The organism is Sedimentibacter sp., assembly GCF_038562225.1.
Lineage (GTDB): Bacteria > Bacillota > Clostridia > Tissierellales > Sedimentibacteraceae > Sedimentibacter.
On the sequence record NZ_JBCFAS010000007.1, the window covers coordinates 83035 to 104414 of the forward strand.

Consider the following 21380-nt stretch of genomic DNA (forward strand, 5'->3'; position numbering starts at 1 on the left):
TAATTAGGGTATAATAGTTTAAGAAACAATAAAAGGAGCAATTATGGCTAGGATAGACAACAGAAAAAACGATGAACTGAGAAATGTTAAAATAACCAGGAACTATTTGATGCATCCGGACGGATCAGTTTTAATAGAAGTTGGAAACACAAAGGTAATATGCACAGCAATGGTTGAAGAAAGAGTCCCTCCGTTTTTAAAGGGAACAGGCAAGGGATGGGTATCCGCAGAGTATTCCATGATACCGGGCTCAACCATGACCAGGAAACAAAGGGATGTCAACAAGGGTAAAATAGACGGCAGATCCCAGGAAATACAAAGGCTCATAGGCAGAAGCCTCAGAAGCGTTGTGGATATGGAAGCAATCGGAGAGAGGACGCTGTGGATAGACTGCGACGTTATTCAGGCAGACGGAGGAACAAGGACTGCTTCAATCACAGGCGCCTTTGTAGCCATGTCAGATGCCTTCAGTAAGCTGGCAGCAGCAGGACTCATATCAAAAATGCCCATCAAGGCCTTTGTGACAGCAGTAAGTGTTGGAATAAGCGGCGGTGAAACAATTCTTGACCTTTGCTACGAGGAAGATTCGGCAGCTGAGGTTGACATGAACATAGTGATGACCAACAAGGGTGAATTTGTTGAGGTGCAGGGTTCGGGAGAGGAAGCGACGTTTTCCCACGATCAGTTCATGAACCTTGTTTCGCTGGCGACAAAGGGATGTCAGGACCTTTATAAAATCCAGAGGGAAGCGTTGGGAGAAGAAATAAGCGAGGCAATCGGAAAATGAAAAGACGAATAATACTTTCCAGCGGGAACAAGCATAAGGTAAGTGAAATAAAGGACATACTTAAAGATACGATTTTTGAAGTGGTGTCAAAGGATGATTTGGGATACACGAAGTTTGATGTTGAGGAAGACATGGATACTCTTGAAGGCAATGCCTTCAAGAAGGCAGAAGAGCTGCACAAGCTTGTGGGCGGCATAGTCATAGCAGATGACACAGGGCTGTTCGTGGACGCTCTGGACGGAGCACCGGGAGTTTATTCCGCAAGGTACGCCGGAGAACCTGTTTCCTACAAGGACAACAACAACCTGCTGCTGAAAAATCTAAAGGATGTACCTGCAGAAAAGCGCACCGCCACATTCAGAACTGTCATGGCAGTGGTCATGGAAGACGGCAGCAGGATAATGGCGGAAGGTGAGTGTAGGGGCAGAATAGCCTTAGAAGAAAGAGGAGACAAGGGCTTTGGCTATGACCCTCTTTTCGTTGTTGACGGAACGGACAAGACATTTTCTGAAATGTCCGAAGACGAAAAAAACAAGATAAGTCACAGGGCAAATGCTCTGATGAATTTAAAGAAGAAGCTGGAGGAAGCAAGTGAGGGTACTGGTAATTAGCGACAGCCACGGAGCGGTATTTGACAGCCACATGGATGAGATGAAAAAATATGGAGACTTCGACATATTGGTTCACTGCGGTGATAAGTACAAGGATGCACAGAAATTTGCGGACAAACTGAATATTTCAACAGTCTATCAGGTGCCGGGAAACTGTGACTACGACATCAGCGGCAAAGAGGAGATTCTCTTAAGGGAAATATGCGGGAGAAATGTCCTGATTACTCATGGCCATCTTCACAACGTGAAGCTGAACATTGAAGCTCTGAAAGCATATGCTGAGGATAATGGAGCAGACGCGGTGCTGTACGGACACACCCACGGCGCCCAGAACGACTTCATAGGCAATGTTCTGTACTTCAATCCCGGCAGCACAGTGTTTCCCAGGGACGGGAAACCAAGCTTTGGCGTAGTGGAATTTACGGACTCTGAAATCAGAGGAAGGATAATTCTTCTGCAGAACTAATTTTGTCATCCTGAGCGTCAGGCTGAACCTGAAAAATAGGGTTAGGGCATCTTTCGGACTGCGTCCTCAGAATGACACGTTCAAAAATTACTTTTTCGTCAACGAGAGGGGTAACCCTCTTTTTTTTTCTGAGATTTATGTAGAAAGATGCAGATGTTTTTGTTATAATAAATAAATGTTACTATAATTGTGTTGGTTTATAAAGGCAAGATCATTAATTGCAAGAGGAATCATATGAAAATAGATGCAGTGAAACTTGGAAGAATTGAATATGCAGAAGCTTTAACCCTGCAGCAGAAGCTTCTCGCCTTGAGACAGCAGGAAAAAATTAAAGACACACTGCTTCTGGTTGAACACGATCCGGTGCTTACAATCGGCAGCAGCGGCAGTGCTTCGAACATACTTCTGCCCAGGGAACTGCTGAAGGAAAACGGCATAGACGTATATGAGGTCAACAGGGGCGGAGACGTGACATATCACGGTCCGGGGCAGATTGTAGGATACCCGGTAATGAACCTTAAAAATTACGGAAGCGACTTGCGTTCATTCATGTGGAGAATGGAAGATGTCTTCGTACACCTTCTCAGGGAACAATATTTTGTAGAAGCATACAGGGATGAGAAAAAATATACCGGTGTTTGGGTTGGAAACGACAAAATCACAGCTGTTGGGGTGGCTGTGAGAAAATGGGTGTCCATGCATGGATTTGCATTCAATGTGAATACGGACCTGGAACATTTCAGATGGATAAACCCCTGCGGAATCACCGACAGAGGCGTTACATCACTTAAAAAGATTCTGGGGCATGATATGGATTTTGAAAAGATCAACAACCAGGTGGCTGAATACTTCTGCAGGACGTTTGAAGCTGAATGCTGTTTTGAGGAAAAATCACATTTTTTATCTAGAATTGAAAATATAAGCGTTGAGGAGTAACTATGGAAAGAAAATATCCGGATTGGCTGAAAATTAAAGTGAAGTCTTCGCAGGACATAAATTATGTCAATGATTTGCTTAAGACACTTAACCTTAATACCGTATGCGAACATGCCAACTGTCCAAATCTGATGGAATGCTACAACAGAAAGACAGCAACATTCATGATACTGGGCAGCATGTGTACCCGCAACTGCACATTCTGCAATGTCACCAAGGGAAAGACGGAAAATGTAGACCCTCATGAACCTGAACATGTTGCTCAGGCTGTGCGAAAGCTGGGGCTGAAGCACGTGGTGGTTACTTCCGTTACCAGGGATGACCTTGAGGACGGAGGAGCCGGTCATTTTGCAGATGTAATAAAAAGAATAAAAGAGCTGAACAGCAGTGTGACAGTGGAAGTGCTTATTCCCGACTTTGCAGGAAATGAGGCGGCATTGAAAAAGGTGGTTGTTGCCAAGCCTGAAATAATAAATCACAACATTGAAACCGTGCAGAGACTCTATGCGGAAGTTCGCCCCAAGGCTGATTACAGGCGTTCACTGGAGTTGCTTGAGAACATAAAAAACATGGATGGAACCATTCTTTCCAAGAGCGGGATCATGGTCGGACTTGGAGAAAAGGAGTCTGAGGTCATTGAGGTTTTCAAGGATCTCAGGTCTGTCGGCTGTGACATACTGACAGTCGGACAGTACCTGGCTCCCTCCCCGCAGCATCACCCTGTTGTTGAATATATCCATCCGGACATTTTCAGCATGTACAAGGAGAGGGCAGAAGAAATGGGATTCAAGTACGTTGCTTCCGCACCGCTGGTCCGCAGCTCCTACCATGCAGACAAGGCCCTGGAAGCATGAAACAAATAATGTTTATATAATTTATGGTTGTACTGATTATTAATTTAAACTGCCTTTTCAATACCAAAAAATTGGGTATAATGGTAAGGCAGTTTTTTATTGTATGTATTTAAATTGAATCGTTATAATAGTTGACTTAGGATATCAAAAGATATATAATGAAACGAACATACGTTTTGCTGCGTGGAGGCGGTTATGGGAGAATTTAAAATAAAATCCGAATTCAAGCCCACCGGCGACCAGCCGGAGGCTATTGAAAGAATTGCAAGGGGAATAGATAACAAACTCAAATATCAGACGCTGCTGGGGGTTACGGGCTCCGGCAAGACATTCACCATGGCCAACATCATTGAGAAGGTTCAAAAACCAACACTGGTGCTGGCTCACAACAAGACGCTGGCTGCACAGCTGTGCTCGGAATTCAAGGAGTTCTTTCCGGACAACGCCGTGGAGTACTTCGTAAGCTACTACGACTACTACCAGCCGGAAGCGTACGTTCCAAGCAGCGACACATTCATAGAGAAGGATGCATCAATCAACGACGAAATCGACAAGCTCAGGCACTCGGCAACGGCATCCCTGTTTGAAAGGAAGGATGTAATCATTGTTGCCAGCGTCTCGTGCATATACGGACTGGGAAGCCCTATGGACTATGAAAACCTGGTTATATCACTGAGGCCGGGCATGGAAAAGGGCAGGGACGAGACCATCCGAAAGCTCATAGAGATACAGTACAAAAGAAACGACATAAGCTTCACCCGAGGAACGTTCAGGGTAAGGGGAGACACCCTTGAAATATTTCCTGCATCATCCTCAGAAAATGCCATCAGGGTGGAATTCTTCGGAGACGAGGTAGACAGGATAACGGAAATCAACACAGTCACAGGAGAACTTATTGGCAGGAGAAACCACATTTCCATATTCCCTGCAACACACTATGCCACAACGGAAGAAAACGTCAAGAGGGCTGTTGTGAGCATCAAGGAAGAACTCGAAGACAGGCTGAAGTGTTTCGAAAGCGAGAACAAGCTTCTTGAGATGCAGCGTCTGGAGCAGAGAACAAACTACGATGTGGAAATGCTTCAGGAAATGGGATACTGCAACGGCATCGAAAACTACTCAAGGCACATAAACAACCTTGAAGCCGGCATGAGGCCCTTTACTCTGCTGGATTACTTCCCGAAAGATTTTCTGATGATCATAGATGAGTCCCACGTTACATTGCCTCAGGTAAGAGGAATGTACAACGGAGACAGGGCAAGGAAGACCACGCTGGTGGACTACGGCTTCCGTCTGCCATCGGCACTGGACAACAGGCCTCTGAAGTTTGACGAGTTTGAAAAGATCATCAGCCAGGTTGTGTTTGTAAGCGCCACACCGGGACCCTATGAGGCAGAGCATTCGCAGAATGTGGCAGAGCAGATTATTCGTCCTACAGGACTTCTGGATCCGCCTATTTACGTGCGCCCGGTGAACAACCAGATTGACGACCTCATCAACGAAATCAGGAAGTCCACAGAAAAGAACCAAAGGGTTCTCGTTACAACCCTCACCAAGAAAATGGCAGAGGACTTAACCACATACTTCAAAAACACAGGCATAAGGGTAAGATACCTGCATTCGGACATCGACACGCTGGAGAGAATGGAAATAATCAGGGACCTGCGCATAGGTGAATTCGACGTGCTGGTAGGAATAAACCTTTTGAGGGAAGGCCTTGACCTTCCTGAGGTTTCGTTGGTGGCAATTCTAGATGCCGACAAGGAAGGCTTCCTGCGCTCGGAAACATCGCTCATCCAGACAGTGGGAAGAGCCGCAAGAAACTCTGACGGCAGAGTCATCATGTATGCTGACAGGATGACCGGCTCCATGGAAAGGGCAATCAGGGAAACAGACAGAAGAAGGGAAATCCAGGACAAATACAACAAGGAACACAACATCACACCTAAATCAATCATCAAGGGAGTACGTGACATCATAGAGGCTACCAAGGCAGCAGAGGATGAGAAGCCTTACAGGACCAAGGCAGGCGCAGGAGATATTCAGTCTGTTCAGGCTTACATCATAGAGCTTGAGAAAGAAATGAGAAAAGCTGCTGAAAACCTCGAATTTGAAAAAGCAGCCCATCTGAGGGATGAAATAAAGGATATAAAGATGCAGAACAATATAGAATTAGTTGCAGAGTGAAAGGATGAACAATGGATAAAATAATAATTAGGGGAGCCAAGGAAAACAACCTGAAGAACGTCAGCGTGGAGCTTCCCAGGGACAAACTCATTGTCTTCACCGGAGTCAGCGGCTCGGGAAAGACGTCGCTGGCGTTCGACACCATTTATGCTGAAGGACAGAGGCGCTATGTGGAAAGTCTGTCTTCCTACGCACGAATGTTTCTTGGACAGATGGATAAGCCTGATGTGGAATCAATAGAAGGACTGTCCCCGGCCATATCCATAGACCAGAAAACAACCAGCAAAAACCCCCGTTCAACGGTTGGAACCGTAACGGAAATATATGATTATTACAGGCTTTTGTTTGCAAGGATAGGAATTCCCCACTGCCCCAACTGCGGGAAGCCCATCACTACACAGACAATCGACCAGATAACAGACAAGGTTCTGGAATACGAAGAAAGAACAAAAATACAGATTCTGGCTCCCATGGTTAGGGGAGCAAAGGGAACACATAAAAAGCTTCTGGAAAACATAAAAAAAGACGGCTATGTGAGAGTAAGATTGGACGGCGAAATCATGGAGCTGGAAGAAGAACTGAATCTGGACAAGAACAAGAAGCACAGCATAGAAGTTATTGTGGACCGACTAATCATAAAGGAAGGAATACAGAAAAGACTTGTGGATTCTGTTGAGACCGCCCTTGAGCTTTCAGGGGGAATGGTGCTTGTTGATGTCATGGGACAGGAAGAGCTGCTTATGAGCACGAAGTTTGCCTGCACGGACTGCGGTATAGGCTTCGGTGAAATTTCACCAAGGATGTTTTCCTTCAACAATCCCATAGGAGCATGCCCCACATGCAACGGACTGGGAGTCAAAAGAGAGATAGATCCTGACCTGGTAATACCGGATTATTCAAAGACCGTGGCTGAAAGGGCAATCGCGCCTTACGGAGCCGATGAGGAAGGATATTACTACCAGATATTCAAAACCATAGCAGACCAACACAGGTTTGACATATCGAAACCCCTTTCCGAAGCACCAAAGGAATTCATAGATGAAATTCTGTACGGCACCAACGGCAGGGAACTGTCTGTAGAGTTCAACAGCAAGTTTCAGGGCTACAAGACGTACACAAGGGAATTCGAAGGCGTCGTGAACAATCTTCAGAGAAGATACATGGAAACAAAGTCTCCTGAAATGCGTGAGTGGATAGAGGAGTACATGTATGAAAGCCTGTGCCCCGAATGCCACGGTGCCAGATTAAATCCCATAAGCCTTGCAGTAAAGGTTGGAAACAAAAATATTTATCAGGTAACCCAGCTTTCGGTGAAAAACAGCCTGAAGTTCTTTGATGAATTGGAATTGAGCCCCATTAACAGAATCATAGGCGGACAGATAATCAAGGAAATTAATTCAAGACTGCAGTTTCTGTCGGATGTGGGGCTTACGTACCTGACGCTGGAAAGAAGCGCCGGCACGCTGTCGGGAGGGGAATCGCAGAGAATAAGGCTGGCAACTCAGATAGGTTCAAGCCTGGTGGGAGTTTTGTACGTGCTGGACGAACCCAGCATAGGCCTTCACCAGAGAGACAACAGCATGCTCATAAAGACACTGAGAAATCTCACTGATTTAGGCAACACCCTCATCGTGGTGGAGCATGACGAAGAAACCATGGAAAATGCCGATTACATTCTGGACATCGGTCCGGGAGCCGGTGTTCACGGAGGAGAGGTTGTTGCATGCGGCACGTTCGAGGATATCAAAAACAATGAAAATTCCATTACGGGACAGTATTTAAGCGGCAAAAAGAAAATCGAGATTCCCGAAGTGAGAAGGGTTCCTGAGAAGTTCATAGAAATCAAAGGAGCAAAGGAAAACAACCTTAAGAATTTGGACGTGAAGATACCCCTTGGGTTGTTGTGCTGTGTCACAGGAGTGTCCGGCTCTGGCAAAAGCTCGCTCATAAATGAGATACTGTCAAAAGGCCTCCATCAGAAGCTGTTCCGCAACTCAAACCGTCCTGGCAGGTATGACGAAATGTTGGGCGTTGAACATTTAGACAAGATAATTACCATAGACCAGTCACCTATCGGAAGGACGCCAAGGTCAAACCCTGCCACATACACCGGTGTGTTTGACTATATCAGGGACGTGTTCGCCATGACGCTTGAAGCAAAGGAAAGAGGCTACCAGAAGGGACGCTTCAGCTTCAATGTCAAGGGAGGCAGGTGCGAGGCGTGCCATGGAGACGGTATTTTAAAAATAGAAATGCACTTCCTTCCTGATGTGTATGTTCCCTGCGATGTGTGCAAGGGCAAGAGATACAACAGGGAAACACTGGAAGTGAGGTACAAGGGTAAAAACATTTCTGAAGTTTTGGATATGACAATTGATGAAGCAATAGAATTCTTCGAGAACATTCCAAAGATATACAACAAGATCAAGACGCTGCAGGATGTGGGACTGGGATACATCAAGCTGGGTCAGCCCTCAACGGAATTGTCCGGTGGAGAGGCTCAGCGTGTGAAGCTTGCCTATGAACTGAGCAAGAAGGGAACAGGAAGAACACTTTACGTTCTCGATGAGCCCACCACAGGCCTTCACATAGCAGACATCCATATGCTGGTGGAGGTGCTCAACAAGCTTGTGGATGCAGGAAACTCAGTGGTTGTAATCGAGCACAACCTGGATGTCATCAAGACAGCCGACTATATACTGGATTTAGGTCCCGAAGGAGGAGACGGCGGCGGTACAATCGTAGCCCAGGGAACTCCCGAAGAGGTGGCCAAGGTGAAAAAATCCTACACCGGCCAGTATCTGAAGAAAGTAATGAAAAACAAGTGATTAACTAAAGCAATTAATAATTAAGAGTGAAGAATTAAGAAATTAAAGGAGGGGATTTTGCTGGTGCAAAATCCCCTTTTAAATGCTTTCATTCCCTCAATTTGCGGTAGAGAGTCGACAAGCTTATACCCAGTTCTCTGGCTGCCTTTTCTTTTCCGGACAGATCATCGCCGTATATTCTCAAAGCTTCGTCTATATAAAAACGCTCAATTTCCTTTATGGGTTTTATAACGGTTGTTTCGCCGGACTTTCCTGACAGCAGTCTTTTCGGAAGGTCTTCTGCCTTGATGATGTCATCCTTGGCAATGTTTACGGCATATTCAACCACATTCTGCAGTTCCCTTACATTGCCGGGCCACTTGTAATTAATAAGAAACTGCTCCGTTTCCGGTGAAAAGCTCCGGATGTTTTTATCGAGGATATCATTGTAAATGTTCAGAAAATATTTAAGCAGGACTGAAATGTCTTCCTTTCTCTCTCTCAGGGGAGGAATGATCAGAGGAATGACATTCAGACGATAGTAAAGGTCTTCGCGGAATTCTCCGGCATCAATCATCTTTTCAAGGTCCCTGTTCGTAGCTGCTATTATTCGGGTTTTCACAAGGATGTCCTTATTTGATCCGATACGTTGAAATTTTTTCTCCTGAATTGCTCTGAGAAGCTTAGGCTGCAGGTGAATAGGCATTTCGCCGACTTCATCCAGAAAAAGGGTACCCTTGTTGGCCAGCTCGAATTTGCCTATTTTACCGCCCTTCATAGATCCGGTGAATGAACCTTCCTCATGTCCGAATAGTTCACTCTCCAGGAGGTTGTCCGGAATGGCGGCGCAGTTTACGGTTACAAAGGGTCCGTTTTTGAAACTGCTTTCTCCGTGGATTGCTCTGGCGAACACCTCTTTACCGGTACCGCTTTCGCCTTGTATCAGTATAGTGGATGAGCCCTGGGCAAATTTTATGGAATCATTCTTCAGTCTTTTCATCACATTGCTGTTGCATATGATGTCATCAAAGTAAATATGGGAAAAGTTATTTGTGATTTTGTTGACCTCGTCATAAAGGTCGGACGTCTTTTTAAAATAAATGAGCGCTCCCTTATATGACCTGTCTATGACAATAGGGTCAAACTTCACAAAGACGCTTGTTTTCTTGCCTCCAATGTAAAAAGTCATTTGTTTTTGAAAACATTCATGATTGTTCACGGTGAAAGTCTTCAGCTCGTTGCTGCCCAAAATATCACACAGCTCCTGGAATGTTTCATAGTTTTTCTCTTCCAGGCTGAACATGCTTTTGAATTTCATGTTGCAGTTTATTATGTTGTTTGATTCGTCTATTCCTATAAGAGGAGAATCTATGGACTCCACCATCAGCGAAAGCCTTTTGTGCAGTGCTTTCAGCTCAGTGTTCTCCTGCTTTTCCTCAAGCTTATTCACTATCATGTCAGACATTTTTGAGATGAAATCCATGAATGATTCATATTTCCCAATCAGCCTGTCCTGAGATTCCCTTTTGTTTGCATATATGCCGATACCGCCTATAGGTTCATCGTTTTTCACTATTGGAAATGCAATAAAAGATTTGATGTCACATACATGCTTTTTTTCACAATTCCTGCATCCTTCATATTCGGAATCCCTGTCCTTAAGCATTATCATCCGGCATTCCTTCATTGCTTTTGACAAAACAGCTTCATTGCTGAGCATTTCAGTGCAGCCCCAGCTGTCCATGTTGCTGTCGGCCAGTATGCGCATTTTATTGTCACTGATCAGAACTTCCATGTCTAATACTGTGGCAATTATCTTGGCTGTTTTATGTACATATTCGTGGATTGAAATAAGTTCACTCATTTTACACCTCCCGACACTGAATCAATTTTAACACAATATAGAAATAAAGCCAAACTGTTTTACCAGTTCAGCCTTATTTTTAGCTCTAGTCAAAAGTAATGCTTTCTATTCTGTCAAATGCTTCCTTCAGTCTTGGTATTCCTGTGGTGCATGCAATACGTATATAACCTTCTCCGCAATTTCCGAATGATATTCCCGGTATGGTCAGTACATGGGCCTTTCTAAGTATTATGTCGCTTACTTCCTCGGAGCTGAGACCTGTCTTCTTTATGTTGATGAACAGGTAGAATGTACCCTTGGGTGGAAGAACCGACATCCAGCCTATTGTGTTAATCCTCTTTTCGGAATACATCACCCTATTTTTATATTCCTCAATCATGGGAGGCTGAATGACTTCCCTGTTTTTAAGGGCATATATGGCACCTCTTTGAGATATGGAAGGAGCAGTAAACAATACGTTTTCATTTATAAGCTGAATTGTCTTGATTATTTTCTCGGGTGCTATTATGTTTCCTATGCGCCAGCCGGTCATTGTGAAATTTTTTGAGAAACTGTTGATGGTAATTAGCCTCTCATTGAATTTCTTCAGACTTATCATGGGAACAAACGGGCTTTCGAAGCTGAAAGCTCCGTAAATGTCATCAGCTATAATAAGAAGATCGTGTTCAGCTGCAATTTTACCAATCTGAAGCAGGTTTTCTTCGGATAGGCACATACCGGTGGGATTGCTCGGAGTGTTTATTATTATTGCCTTTGTCCTTTCCGTAATAAGGTTCTTCAATCTTGATTCATTGATTCTGAAGTCTTCTTCTTCAAATGTGTCAAGTGGAACAGGTATTCCTCTTGCAAGCTCTACTTGCTGGGGGTATGGAGTGAAATAGGGGGCTTGTATTATTACTTCGTCACCGTCGTCCAGTATGGCTTCCAGCACCAGGTACATGGCAAGGCATCCGCTTGCAGCCACAAAGACTTCACTGTCTGAAACTTCAACATGGTATTCATCAAGGTAGAATTTGCATATTTCACTGCGAAGTTCCGGGTCTCCCCTGAAGTCGGTATACTTCGTATGACCTGCCATTGCATCTTTCATTGCTCCTTCAATCACGATTTTGTGAGTTGTAAGATCTGGATCTCCGAGACTTAAATCAATTACATCGTAAAATTCTTTTGCCAGTTCATCAACCTTTCCCATAGGCGTTGACCGGTCCTTCCAATAACGTTTTGAAATATAATTGTCTTTCATATCTTACCTCAAGCTGAATGTTTCGGTGCTGCAGTTCTTGAAGTGTGCTGAATAAAGATGGGATGCAACGCCGATGTCGGTTGAACCCATTCCTATTATGCAGGCACAGATTATTTCATCGTCATTCTCTCTGCCGTTTTTATTTCCTACAATTATGTCAGGTATCTCAGCATGGATGTTCTTTTCAGAAATTAATCCTCTCTGCACCAGTTTAAGCAGCTCGCCCCTGTGTGAATTCTGACTCCAGTTATCTACTACGAGTTTGTCTGCAGTCAGCGGAATGTTCTCGTCCAGTTCCTGGAAAGAGCCCAGCGATAGGACGGTCGCACCCTTTTTCAGCCATTCTTTCATTATGAGCGGTTCGTTTGCTATGGTGGCGGTAACCATTACGTCTGATCCTATGCATGCATCCATGCAGGAGTTAACTGGAGTGATATTAAGGTTCAACTCCTCTGACAGTTCTTTTGCATATTTTTCGCTAGCGCTTGAATATAGGTCATAAACTTTTACTTCTTCAATATCCATTACTGTGCTTATTGCTCTCAGATTCATGCGGCCAACAACCCCTGCTCCGATTATACCGACACTTCGGGCGTTTTTTGATTTCAGATATTTCACTGCAACACCGGCAGATGCACCGGTTCTTACGTCCGTAATGTAGCTGCCGTCCATTATGGCAAGAACTTCACCGGTTCTAGGATCGTTCAGTATGATTACAGCGCTGATATAAGGCAGTCCTTTTTTAGGATTGTCATTAAAGCCCCACACCCACTTGATTCCTGACATGTCGAAATCATTTCCCAGGTATGCAGGCATTGCGTTGTATGAGCCTCCATATGGGGGCCATTCATTGCTCTCACCCAAATCAAGGGTTATTTTGGACGGCATTAGAACCTGGTCGCCGGCATGTGCTCTGTAAATCTTTTCCATAATATTCATGGTATCTGATATGTTTAGTTTTTCTTTTATATGGTCTCTTGAAATCAATTTAATGTTTTTCATATAATCCTCCAATAGTTTATTTCTGTTTTTTAGAACGGTCCCAGGTTAGTCAGCGTTGCATATGTAAGAATGATAATCACCCATATCGACCATTTAACCACAAGCCAAAAAGAAAATTTGAACCATTTGCTGAATGAAACTCCTGCCAATCCAAGAGATGCCATAAGGATGGGGTGGGTGGGGGTAATCATATTCCAGAAACCGTCACCGGATTGGAATGCAAGAACTGCAGTCTGTCTTGACACTCCTATCAGGTCGCTAAGCGAGGACATGATAGGCATTACAACAACTGCCTGCCCTGATGAGGAAGGTATCAGGAAATTGACAAAGCCTTGTGAAAGGTACATGCCCCATGCGGCAAAAATGTTGTTCATGCTTGACAGAGGAATGGACATCCAGTATATCATGGTGTCCGCTATGTTGCCTTCTTCCATCACAACCAGTATTGCCCTGGACAGAGAAACCAATATGGCAGCTACAGCAATATCCTTTGTTCCAACCATAAACTCATTTATACATTCTTCAAGATTGCCTTTGAAATAAATCAGTCCTATGACTATGCCCATGAGCATGAAGAGCCCAGCTATGTCGGTGAAATACCACTCATATTTCAAAACGCCGAATACCAGCACGATGATTGTAACAATGAGAATGACAAGTATTAATCTGTCGGTGCTGTTGACAGGTCTTTCCTCGGCAAACTGAATTTCGTGAGAGCCTATTTCGCCAAGTCTGGATTTCTTATATTTGTTGCCATACCTCAAGGTGTGTTCAATTGCAATGGCCAGTGCTCCTATACCCAGGACAGTCCTGATGCCTATGCCTGAGAACAGAGGGAGCTGGCATATGCCCTGTGCAACTCCGGTGTTAAATGGGTTCAGTGGACCGGCTGAATATCCGCTGTAAAGTGCAACCACTACCATGGAAACACCTACAATCGGGTCATAGCCCATCTTAATTGCAATGGGAACCAATATGGTTACAAAGGGTATGACTTCTTCGCCCATGCCGTAAGACATGCCGCCTGCAGCGAAAGCTGTCATGATAATAATAATCAAGATATTTTCCCTGCCTTGGAACTTTTTGATCAAGCTACCCAGTGCAGCAGTAATGGCTCCGGTTTTTGTGAGTATACCGAATACTCCGCCAACTACGAATATAAAAGACATTATTTCCGTTGCGCCTACCATTCCTCTGTATACAGACGACAGTAATGACATGAAGCCTACAGGGGTTTGATCCATATAAGCAAATGTTCCCGGAACTACAAGTGTCCTGCCAGTTGCTTCATCAACTGCCCTTTGAAAGCGGCCGGCAGGTACAATGTAAGTAAGCATTGCCATGATCAATATTATCAGTACGAGCAGTGTTGCTGTTTCCGGAAGCCGGAGCTTAAATGATTTTACTTTTTTTTCATCCACCATGTTTTTCTCCTTTTAGTTTTTTCTTTGGTATTAGCAATAAATGTGCCAAGGATAAGGTTGCTGATTTTCAACGTTTTTGCTGCACTCAGCACAAAAAATTCCTAAAATGAGAATAATGAAGCAATATAATTGTCATTTTGACAATATAAGGGGCTGGAATCCGATTATAGGCGGCAAGGAAACATTGTCAAATTGACAATATGAAAGAGCCCCGATTTGGGGCTCTATGCGCTGAAGCATATTTATTTTTCTTTGTCACAGTATTATCATTGAAATCAGCATCGCTGCTGCTATGCCGCACAATACGGGGATAAGGTTCTTTCTTGCCAGGTCCTGGGGGTTAACGTTGCATATGGCGGCAACGGGTATAACTGCCCAGGGTATTACGGTTCCGCCGTCAAACCAAACGGTGACAATCTGGCCCAGCGCAGCAAGTCCTGCCATGTTGATGTCGATGAAGTTTGAGAAGGTGTATGCCAGCGTGCCGACAATCGGAAGTCCTGAGAATCCGGATCCGTCAAGACCTGTGATTATGGCAACTGCAGTCTGGGTTAATATGGTTGAAAATTTAGTCATCTGCACGCTTTCAGAAAGGAATATGCTTATGTCGTTAAGAATGCCCGGAGCGCCTTCACCGAACACTGCAGTAGCGCCTCCCTGATTTCCAAGGAAGAAGAAGCCTCCTATGAAAATTACAGGAGCAAATACTGTTATTCCAAAAGCGAAGCCCTTCTTGATGAAGTCAACGGTAAGTTCAAATCCGTCCTTGATGCTGAAGCTGGTCAGCACTGTCACAAGCATTATGATGATGGCTGTGCCGCCCACAAGGGCTGTGGCGTCGCCGCCTGCCAGGTCCATTTTAAGCATTGCTGCAATGTCGAATATGAATGCCAGAGGCGTGAATATTGCAATAGCCTTTGCTGCTCTTCCAAGAGGCTTCGGCTCTGCTTGTTCAAGATTTTCAACATTAAGGTTTTCAAGGGAGTTTTTCTTCATATCCCTTTTCATCATGAAAAAGGCTACTGCCACCGTGACAACTGACATAGTGATCCAGATGGGAATGGATGCAGATATGATTTCCGTTACGTCTATTCCTGCACCGGCTGCAGTGATGGTTGGGGCGCCCTGGATGAAGAAGTCGCTGGAAAGGGCGATTCCGTGACCGAACAGGTTCATGGCTACGGCTGCGTAGATTGCAGGAAGGCCAACCTTCATGGCTGCAGGAAGCAAAACTGCACCAACCAGCGGAACTGCCGGGCTGGGCCATACAAGCCAGGAAATGACCATCATGGTAAGGCCTATTCCCCAGAAAGCCATTGTCTGATTGACCATAACCTTTTTAATGGGGGACATTATGAGTACGTCTGCCCCTATTTCCTGCAGAGCTTTTGACATTGCCACTACAAGTGATATAATTACAATAATACTCCAAAATTCATTTCCTGCGTAAATGAGGGTGTTGAATATTGACTGCACAGCAACCACAACGCTGCCGGAATACAGGTATCCCATTGCAAATATACCTATGATGCAGGGGATAACTATGTCTTTTTTCATGAGCATGATAGCCAGAATGATGACCACCATCGCCATGTACAAGTAGTGCATCGATGTTAAAACCATAATAAACCTCCTTGAATTTTATGTATGACGTGAAATCATGCTGTCAAACAACTGGTTTACACCGTTAAAATCCATGCTGTTTACATAGAAAACTTCAAGGAGCTCATGGGCCTTCTTGGCGGCAGACAGTTTCTCAAGGGCATTTTTAACCAGCAGGTCCTGCAGGTGAAGGTTGTTTTCGATTTCTGAAATTCTTGTCTTGAGATTTTCTGTGTCCATTGCCTGGTGAAGGTCGAACACCTGATCGTAGCCCATGCTCATGCGGTTTTCAGCGCTTATGATCATGAGGTTCTTGCTGGGAATGAGGATGTGCTGGAGCTTGTCGGGTTCAAGGGGCCTGAAGAAGCATTCGGTGTCGCAGCCCTTTTTTATTGCTTCTTCTGCAATGTTGAAGAGAAACTTTGAATTGCAGTTTGAGTTTTCTCCCACGACTGCCCAGATTTTTCTGCCGGAGCTAAGTGACTGCGTGTGGCTCACATATCCGTTTGCGGTGTAGGCTTCCGAAAAAAGCTTTCTCATTTTTCCGGGTTTGGCTGATGGTTCATCGCTGCCAAAGAGCTGATTTGTGGAAAGATTCTTTAAATCTGTGAAATGATTCTGATCGATGTGCTGGTCGTAGATGGAATTGATTTCCTCGGAAATAATGCCTGCTGCTTCAAGAAATCTGTAGGCGCTTTTGTAAAAGGCTGATATGTTTTGTTTGAGCTGTGTTATCTGCATCCTGTGCTTTTCAAGCCTTGTGCTGTCCAGGAAAATACCCAGATTCAAAATCTCGTCAACAGCGCCGGGAAGGACAGGATCGACGGTGTGCGGTGCTGTGCCGTCCATGAGAGCAATTTTTATCTCGGGTATGACAACCGCGTCAAGGCTTTCGTTGTCGCTGGAGCAGTGGATGTATTCTGCCGAGTGGCCCTTCTCAAGCATTCCGGCAGCAAATTTTTTCATGAATGTGCTTTTTCCTACACCCGGGCCGCCTTTTAAGATGTAGATTCGCTTTGCCTCGTCAGTTTTTATGATGTTGTCAAAGTAGCTGAAAAAGCCGTGGGCGGTGTTGCTGCCGGCAAAAAAGTGCTTTTCTTTCAAATTAAAACCCCCTTGCATAGACTAATGGTGTATTATATGAATGATATATAATTATGTTAAAGCAAAATAGGGTCGGAAACAAAAAAGAAACCAGGATTCCTGGTTTCCATTGCCTTAATTTTAATGGAGGGGATAAGGCAATTATATAATTCCGTCTGTAGAAATTGTTTCGATTGACAAACTAATTTTTCAGTAATATAGCACAAAAGCCAATATGTAGATTAACATAATTAATAGACGTTGTATGTGCAGTTGCATATATAATCGTACGGGATGCTATCGGACATAATGGCAAATATCATAATTATTGGAGCAATTTATTGGATAAATGCATACTCATGGACACGCTTATTTAATATATAATAATTAAAAAATATAAAGAAGGATTTGAAGATGAAAATTTCAAGAGATAACGGAATTTACGCTGTGTACGGAGGGCTTTTCCTGGGCGGAGGCGGAGGTGGCTCTTTGCAGGAAGGAATTGATGCTTTGGAGGAAGCCTTAAAGCATAGTGAATCTATTTGCTTTGCCCCTTTGTCCCAGTTTGAGGATGATGATGCTGTCATAACCGCATCCATGGTGGGAGCTCCTTCATCCAGGGAGAAGCATGTGGTTGCAGAGCACTGGAAGAAAGCTTTAAAGCTGTTTGAAGCCAAATCTGATAAGAAAATCAAGGGAATAATCACAAATGAAAACGGAGGCACATCCACTACCAACGGCTGGATTTTGTCATCCCTTACTAATATACCCATGATAGACGCTCCATGCAACGGAAGGGCACATCCTACGGGAACCATGGGAAGCATGGGGCTCACTGAAATCGAAGGGTTCGTCACAGTCCAGGCTGCTGCAGGGGGCAGAGGCAGCAGAAACATTGAACTAATAGCTGAAGGAAGCATCTCTTCAACCTCCAGGCTGGTGAGACAGGCTGCTGTTGAAGCAGGAGGATTGGCATGTGTTCTGAGAAACCCTGTACAGAAATCATATGTACAGCAGCATGGAGCAGTGGGAGCCATAGGGCAGGCAGTGGAAATAGGAGAAATAATTGTTGAAAACAAGGGAGATGTGGAAGTTATTCTGAACAAGCTTTCAAATCTTGTTAATGCTGAAGTGCTCTGCAGGGGTACCGTAATCAGGTGCACTCTAACCTCAACAGGAGGATTTGACGTGGGAAGTCTTCTTATTGAAGAGGGCGGTACAACTTATGAAACAACATTCTGGAACGAATACATGACCGTTGATGCCGGGGGCGTAAGGCTGGCAACTTTCCCGGACCTCATAGCGACCCTTGACGCCAAAACAGGTGTTCCTGTTACAAGCGCAGAGATAGGCGAAGATATGGACGTTGTCCTTGTGAAAGTGCCCAGGAGCAACATAAAGCTCGGAGGAGGAATGTTCCAGAAATCCTTGTTTGAGGAAGCAGAGAAAGTGACGGGAAAGGAACTTATAAAGTATAGTTTTTAGGAGGATAGATGGAAAAAATACAGATTACATTAACTGTGGAAGAATCAAAGGAACTGATAGCATTGGCAGTGGTTGAGCACAGGGATTTAAAGCAGGCGCTGGACTGCGGCAAAGTCTTGCTCAAGGGAGGAACCACGGTATCAAGAATAAGTGAAAAGATAACAGGAATCCCTCTGAGGATTTCCGGAAGAGTGACCGAAAGAGGAACAGTGGCAGCAATGAAAGATGCAAAACATCCTCATTCCATAATGATTGAGAACAAAAACTTTGAAAATGTAGACAGCAGGTTCAGAGAAAACATATGCTCCATGGGCGGGGGAGATGTAATAGTGATTTCTGCCAATGCCATAGATGCCTTCGGCAATGCGGCAGTAATGGCAGGAAGCCCGGGAGGCGGAGACATAGGAAATGCGCTGGGAGGATTCTATTCCGAAGGTGCCAAGGTGATCATTCCTGCAGGCATTGAGAAGATGGTTCCGGGAAATCTCACAGAGACCATAAAGGAGACGGGAAGGAAGAACAAGAGTTTTTCATATGGCATGTCCGTAGGCTTGTTTCCCATAGCAGGTGAAGTGATAACTGAAATCGAGGCACTTAAAATTCTCTGCAGCGGAGTGGAAGTATATGCCATGGGTTCAGGAGGACTCAAGGGAGCTAACGGAGCTGTTACTCTTGAAATCCAGGGAAGCAGGGAAAGTCTTGATGAAGCCGTAAAAATATTCAAACAGATAAAGTCAACAGCCATTAATGTTTCTGGATTTCCTGATTCGCTGAGGGAATGCTCGTTTCCATCCGAAAGGTGCGCAAGCCATATTGGCTGCTGCTACAAATCCAGGGACATGAGTGATAACAAAAAAACAAAAATTGGGTTCGTTACAATAGGACAATCTCCCCGGACGGACGTGACCAGGGATATATTCCCTCTTCTGTCTAAGAATTTTGAGATAACAGAAGCAGGAGCCCTGGATGCTTTCACCTATGAGGAGATATGCAGGGACTTCGCACCGAAGGAAGACGATGATGTGCTTGTGACCAAAATGAGGGACGGTTCCCAGGTGGTGATTGCCGAAAAGTACATTCTCGGACTTCTTCAGAATGCAATAACCAATCTGGAAAATGAAAAAAACGATATAATAGTAATGCTTTGTACAGGAAAGTTTCCTGAGTTTGAACATAAAAACATACTGCTTACACCGCAGAAGATGCTTCAGGACATAGCAAAGAGCTTTGCCAAGGGCAAGAAGATCGGGCTCATCATACCTGATGAGAGCCAGAAACCGCAAATCAGGCATTGGTGGGGAGACGTTGATCTGGAAATAGTTGCTGCTTCACCCTACAGGGATTTCGAAAACATCAATTATGCCGCTGAGCACCTGAAATCCATGAATGTGGATGTGGTTTTCATGGACTGCATGGGATATACGGCAGCCATGAAAGACACCGTAAAAAGAATAACCGGCAAGAAAGTGTTCCTCCCCAGGACATTGGTTGCAAGGGTGCTCAACGAACTGGAATAAAAAAGAAGCTGGCGAAGATTATTCTTCGGCCAGCTTTTCCAATATTTTAAGAAGCAGTACCCACACGTTTTTTATTGACTGAACTGAAGCATGTTCATTTGGTGTGTGAACTTCAAACAGATCAGGCCCCATGGAGATTATGTCAGCATTTTTGAGCTTGCTGTCGAAGTAGCCGCACTCCAGGCCCGCATGAATTGCAGTCAGTCTTGCTTTTTTTTCGAAGATCTCTTCGTACATTCTGACGGCAAGGTCTCTGAGATGCGAATCCTGTTTGTATTCCCATTGGGGATAGTCATTGAAAAACTCACACTTTGCTCCGTAAAGTTCTGCTACCACCCTGATAGTGTCGGCTACATTGTACTTCTGGCTTTCGACGGAGCTTCTAATTGAGCTCAGTATTGAAATGTAATGTTCGCTTTCTTCAAGAGAACCCACGTTTACCGATGTCTGCACCAGTCCGGGAATTGCATAGCTCTTGTTCATAACTCCATATGGAATAAGCATAAGTGTGTTGATAATCTTTTTTTTCACATCACCGGTGTATGCATTTATAGTTCCGCTGCTTACGGGAGCTGCTGAAAAGCATTCGATTTTTATGGTATCTGTGAACTGCAGTTCCTTTTTGAAGGATGCTTCTACTTCCTTTATTTTATTTGTTACTGTCCCGGTCATTTCGTCAGGAACTGCCAGAAGAACAGATGCGCTGCTGGAAATTGCATTGGCCTTTCCCGGGCACTGCAGGGAAACCATGCTTATTTCAGGGCTGTCAATGCTGTATAGGAGCCTTCCCATAAGTTTAATGGCGTTTCCTCTTTCCCTGTCTATTTCAATTCCCGAGTGACCGCCCTTAAGACCGGATATATTGACTGAAAGAAGCGTCCTGCACTCAATCTCTTCCTTTTCCACTGGAATGAGAACATTATTCCTGACACCTCCGGCACAGCTTGTGAAAAAGACCCCTTCCTCTTCCGAATCAAGATTTATGAGATATTTTCCCTTTAAGCTGTCAGTGTTTAGGGCGTTGGCGCCTGCCAGACCGCCTTCTTCCTGCGTGGTGATTATCACTTCCAGATGGGGATGCTTTATTTCATCTGAATCCAGTATGGCCAGGCAGTAAGCCAGAGCTATTCCGTTGTCTCCTCCGAGGGTTGTTTTGTCTGATGCATACACATACCCATCCCTTTCAACGATTTCTATTCCGTTTTCATAAACATGACTGCTGTCGGGAGATTTTTCATAAACCATGTCCATGTGTCCCTGAAGAATTACTGTGGGTCCAGAATAATTTTCAATGTTTGATTTCTTTTTGATTATCACGTTCAGCAGCTGGTCCCGGTGAACCTCAAGATTTCTTTTTTGGGCGAAGTCAACCAGATAATCGCTGATTTGCTTTTCCTTTGTCGTCTCCCGTGGAATTTTTGATATTTCTCTGAAATATATAAAAACGTTGTCTATACTGTTCATAATTCACACCCTTTCGGTAAAATAGCAAAGGATCTTTTCTGATCACCT

General features: G+C 44.5%; 16 protein-coding genes. 9 read left to right on the forward strand and 7 right to left on the reverse strand.

Going from position 1 to position 21380, the window contains the following annotated elements:
- Nucleotides 1–43: 43 nt before the first annotated feature.
- The 7 genes from rph to uvrA all read left to right on the forward strand — a co-directional run bounded on the left by rph (nt 44) and on the right by uvrA (nt 8669).
- Nucleotides 44–787, forward strand: coding sequence for a ribonuclease PH (gene rph, locus AAGU76_RS18825; protein ID WP_342487066.1), 744 nt, complete (start codon nt 44–46; stop codon nt 785–787).
- Nucleotides 784–1398, forward strand: coding sequence for an RdgB/HAM1 family non-canonical purine NTP pyrophosphatase (gene rdgB / locus AAGU76_RS18830; RefSeq protein ID WP_342487067.1), 615 nt, complete (start codon nt 784–786; stop codon nt 1396–1398). Before rph ends, rdgB begins: the two co-directional genes overlap by 4 nt.
- Complete coding sequence (locus tag AAGU76_RS18835) at nt 1379–1864, forward strand: YfcE family phosphodiesterase (protein ID WP_342487068.1); 486 nt, start codon at nt 1379–1381, stop codon at nt 1862–1864. Before rdgB ends, AAGU76_RS18835 begins: the two co-directional genes overlap by 20 nt.
- 189 nt (nt 1865–2053) lie before the next feature.
- Nucleotides 2054–2800, forward strand: coding sequence for a lipoyl(octanoyl) transferase LipB (gene lipB / locus AAGU76_RS18840; RefSeq protein ID WP_342487069.1), 747 nt, complete (start codon nt 2054–2056; stop codon nt 2798–2800).
- Between the two features lie 2 nt (nt 2801–2802).
- Nucleotides 2803–3654 carry a lipoyl synthase gene (gene lipA / locus AAGU76_RS18845; protein ID WP_342487070.1) on the forward strand — a complete coding sequence of 284 codons (852 nt, stop codon included), beginning with the start codon at nt 2803–2805 and terminating at the stop codon, nt 3652–3654.
- Nucleotides 3655–3849: 195 nt separating this feature from the next.
- Nucleotides 3850–5841, forward strand: a complete 1992-nt coding sequence (gene uvrB / locus AAGU76_RS18850) for an excinuclease ABC subunit UvrB (protein WP_342487071.1) — start codon at nt 3850–3852, stop codon at nt 5839–5841.
- Nucleotides 5842–5852: 11 nt separating this feature from the next.
- The gene (gene uvrA / locus AAGU76_RS18855; RefSeq protein WP_342487072.1) at nt 5853–8669 is read left to right on the forward strand and encodes an excinuclease ABC subunit UvrA; all 2817 of its coding nucleotides are present in this window, start codon (nt 5853–5855) and stop codon (nt 8667–8669) included.
- 88 nt (nt 8670–8757) lie between these two features.
- Here the strand turns inward: uvrA and AAGU76_RS18860 are convergent, their stop codons facing one another.
- The 6 genes from AAGU76_RS18860 to AAGU76_RS18885 all read right to left on the reverse strand — a co-directional run bounded on the left by AAGU76_RS18860 (nt 8758) and on the right by AAGU76_RS18885 (nt 16887).
- Entirely contained in the window at nt 8758–10512 is a 1755-nt protein-coding gene (locus tag AAGU76_RS18860; RefSeq protein WP_342487073.1) for a sigma 54-interacting transcriptional regulator, read from the reverse strand.
- Nucleotides 10513–10597: 85 nt separating this feature from the next.
- Complete coding sequence (locus AAGU76_RS18865) at nt 10598–11755, reverse strand: pyridoxal phosphate-dependent aminotransferase (protein ID WP_342487074.1); 1158 nt, start codon at nt 11753–11755, stop codon at nt 10598–10600.
- A gap of 3 nt (nt 11756–11758) precedes the next feature.
- The gene (locus AAGU76_RS18870) at nt 11759–12757 is read right to left on the reverse strand and encodes an ornithine cyclodeaminase family protein (RefSeq protein ID WP_342487075.1); all 999 of its coding nucleotides are present in this window, start codon (nt 12755–12757) and stop codon (nt 11759–11761) included.
- Nucleotides 12758–12786: 29 nt separating this feature from the next.
- Nucleotides 12787–14181, reverse strand: a complete 1395-nt coding sequence (locus AAGU76_RS18875; protein WP_342487076.1) for a C4-dicarboxylate ABC transporter permease — start codon at nt 14179–14181, stop codon at nt 12787–12789.
- Nucleotides 14182–14436: 255 nt separating this feature from the next.
- Complete coding sequence (locus AAGU76_RS18880; protein WP_342487077.1) at nt 14437–15804, reverse strand: hypothetical protein; 1368 nt, start codon at nt 15802–15804, stop codon at nt 14437–14439.
- Between the two features lie 18 nt (nt 15805–15822).
- Nucleotides 15823–16887 (reverse strand): hypothetical protein, encoded by a 1065-nt coding sequence (locus tag AAGU76_RS18885; protein WP_342487078.1) that lies wholly within the window; start codon nt 16885–16887, stop codon nt 15823–15825.
- A 393-nt stretch (nt 16888–17280) separates the two neighbouring features.
- Between AAGU76_RS18885 and AAGU76_RS18890 the strand changes: the two genes are divergently transcribed.
- Together AAGU76_RS18890 and AAGU76_RS18895 are read left to right on the forward strand one after the other, a co-directional pair.
- On the forward strand, nt 17281–18351 hold the full coding sequence (locus tag AAGU76_RS18890) for a DUF917 family protein (RefSeq protein ID WP_342487079.1): 1071 nt from the start codon (nt 17281–17283) through the stop codon (nt 18349–18351).
- Nucleotides 18352–18359: 8 nt separating this feature from the next.
- Nucleotides 18360–19868 carry an AroM family protein gene (locus AAGU76_RS18895; RefSeq protein WP_342487080.1) on the forward strand — a complete coding sequence of 503 codons (1509 nt, stop codon included), beginning with the start codon at nt 18360–18362 and terminating at the stop codon, nt 19866–19868.
- 18 nt (nt 19869–19886) lie between these two features.
- Here AAGU76_RS18895 and pepD read toward each other — a convergent pair whose 3' ends face one another.
- The gene (gene pepD / locus AAGU76_RS18900; RefSeq protein WP_342487081.1) at nt 19887–21332 is read right to left on the reverse strand and encodes a beta-Ala-His dipeptidase; all 1446 of its coding nucleotides are present in this window, start codon (nt 21330–21332) and stop codon (nt 19887–19889) included.
- Nucleotides 21333–21380: the final 48 nt, after the last annotated feature.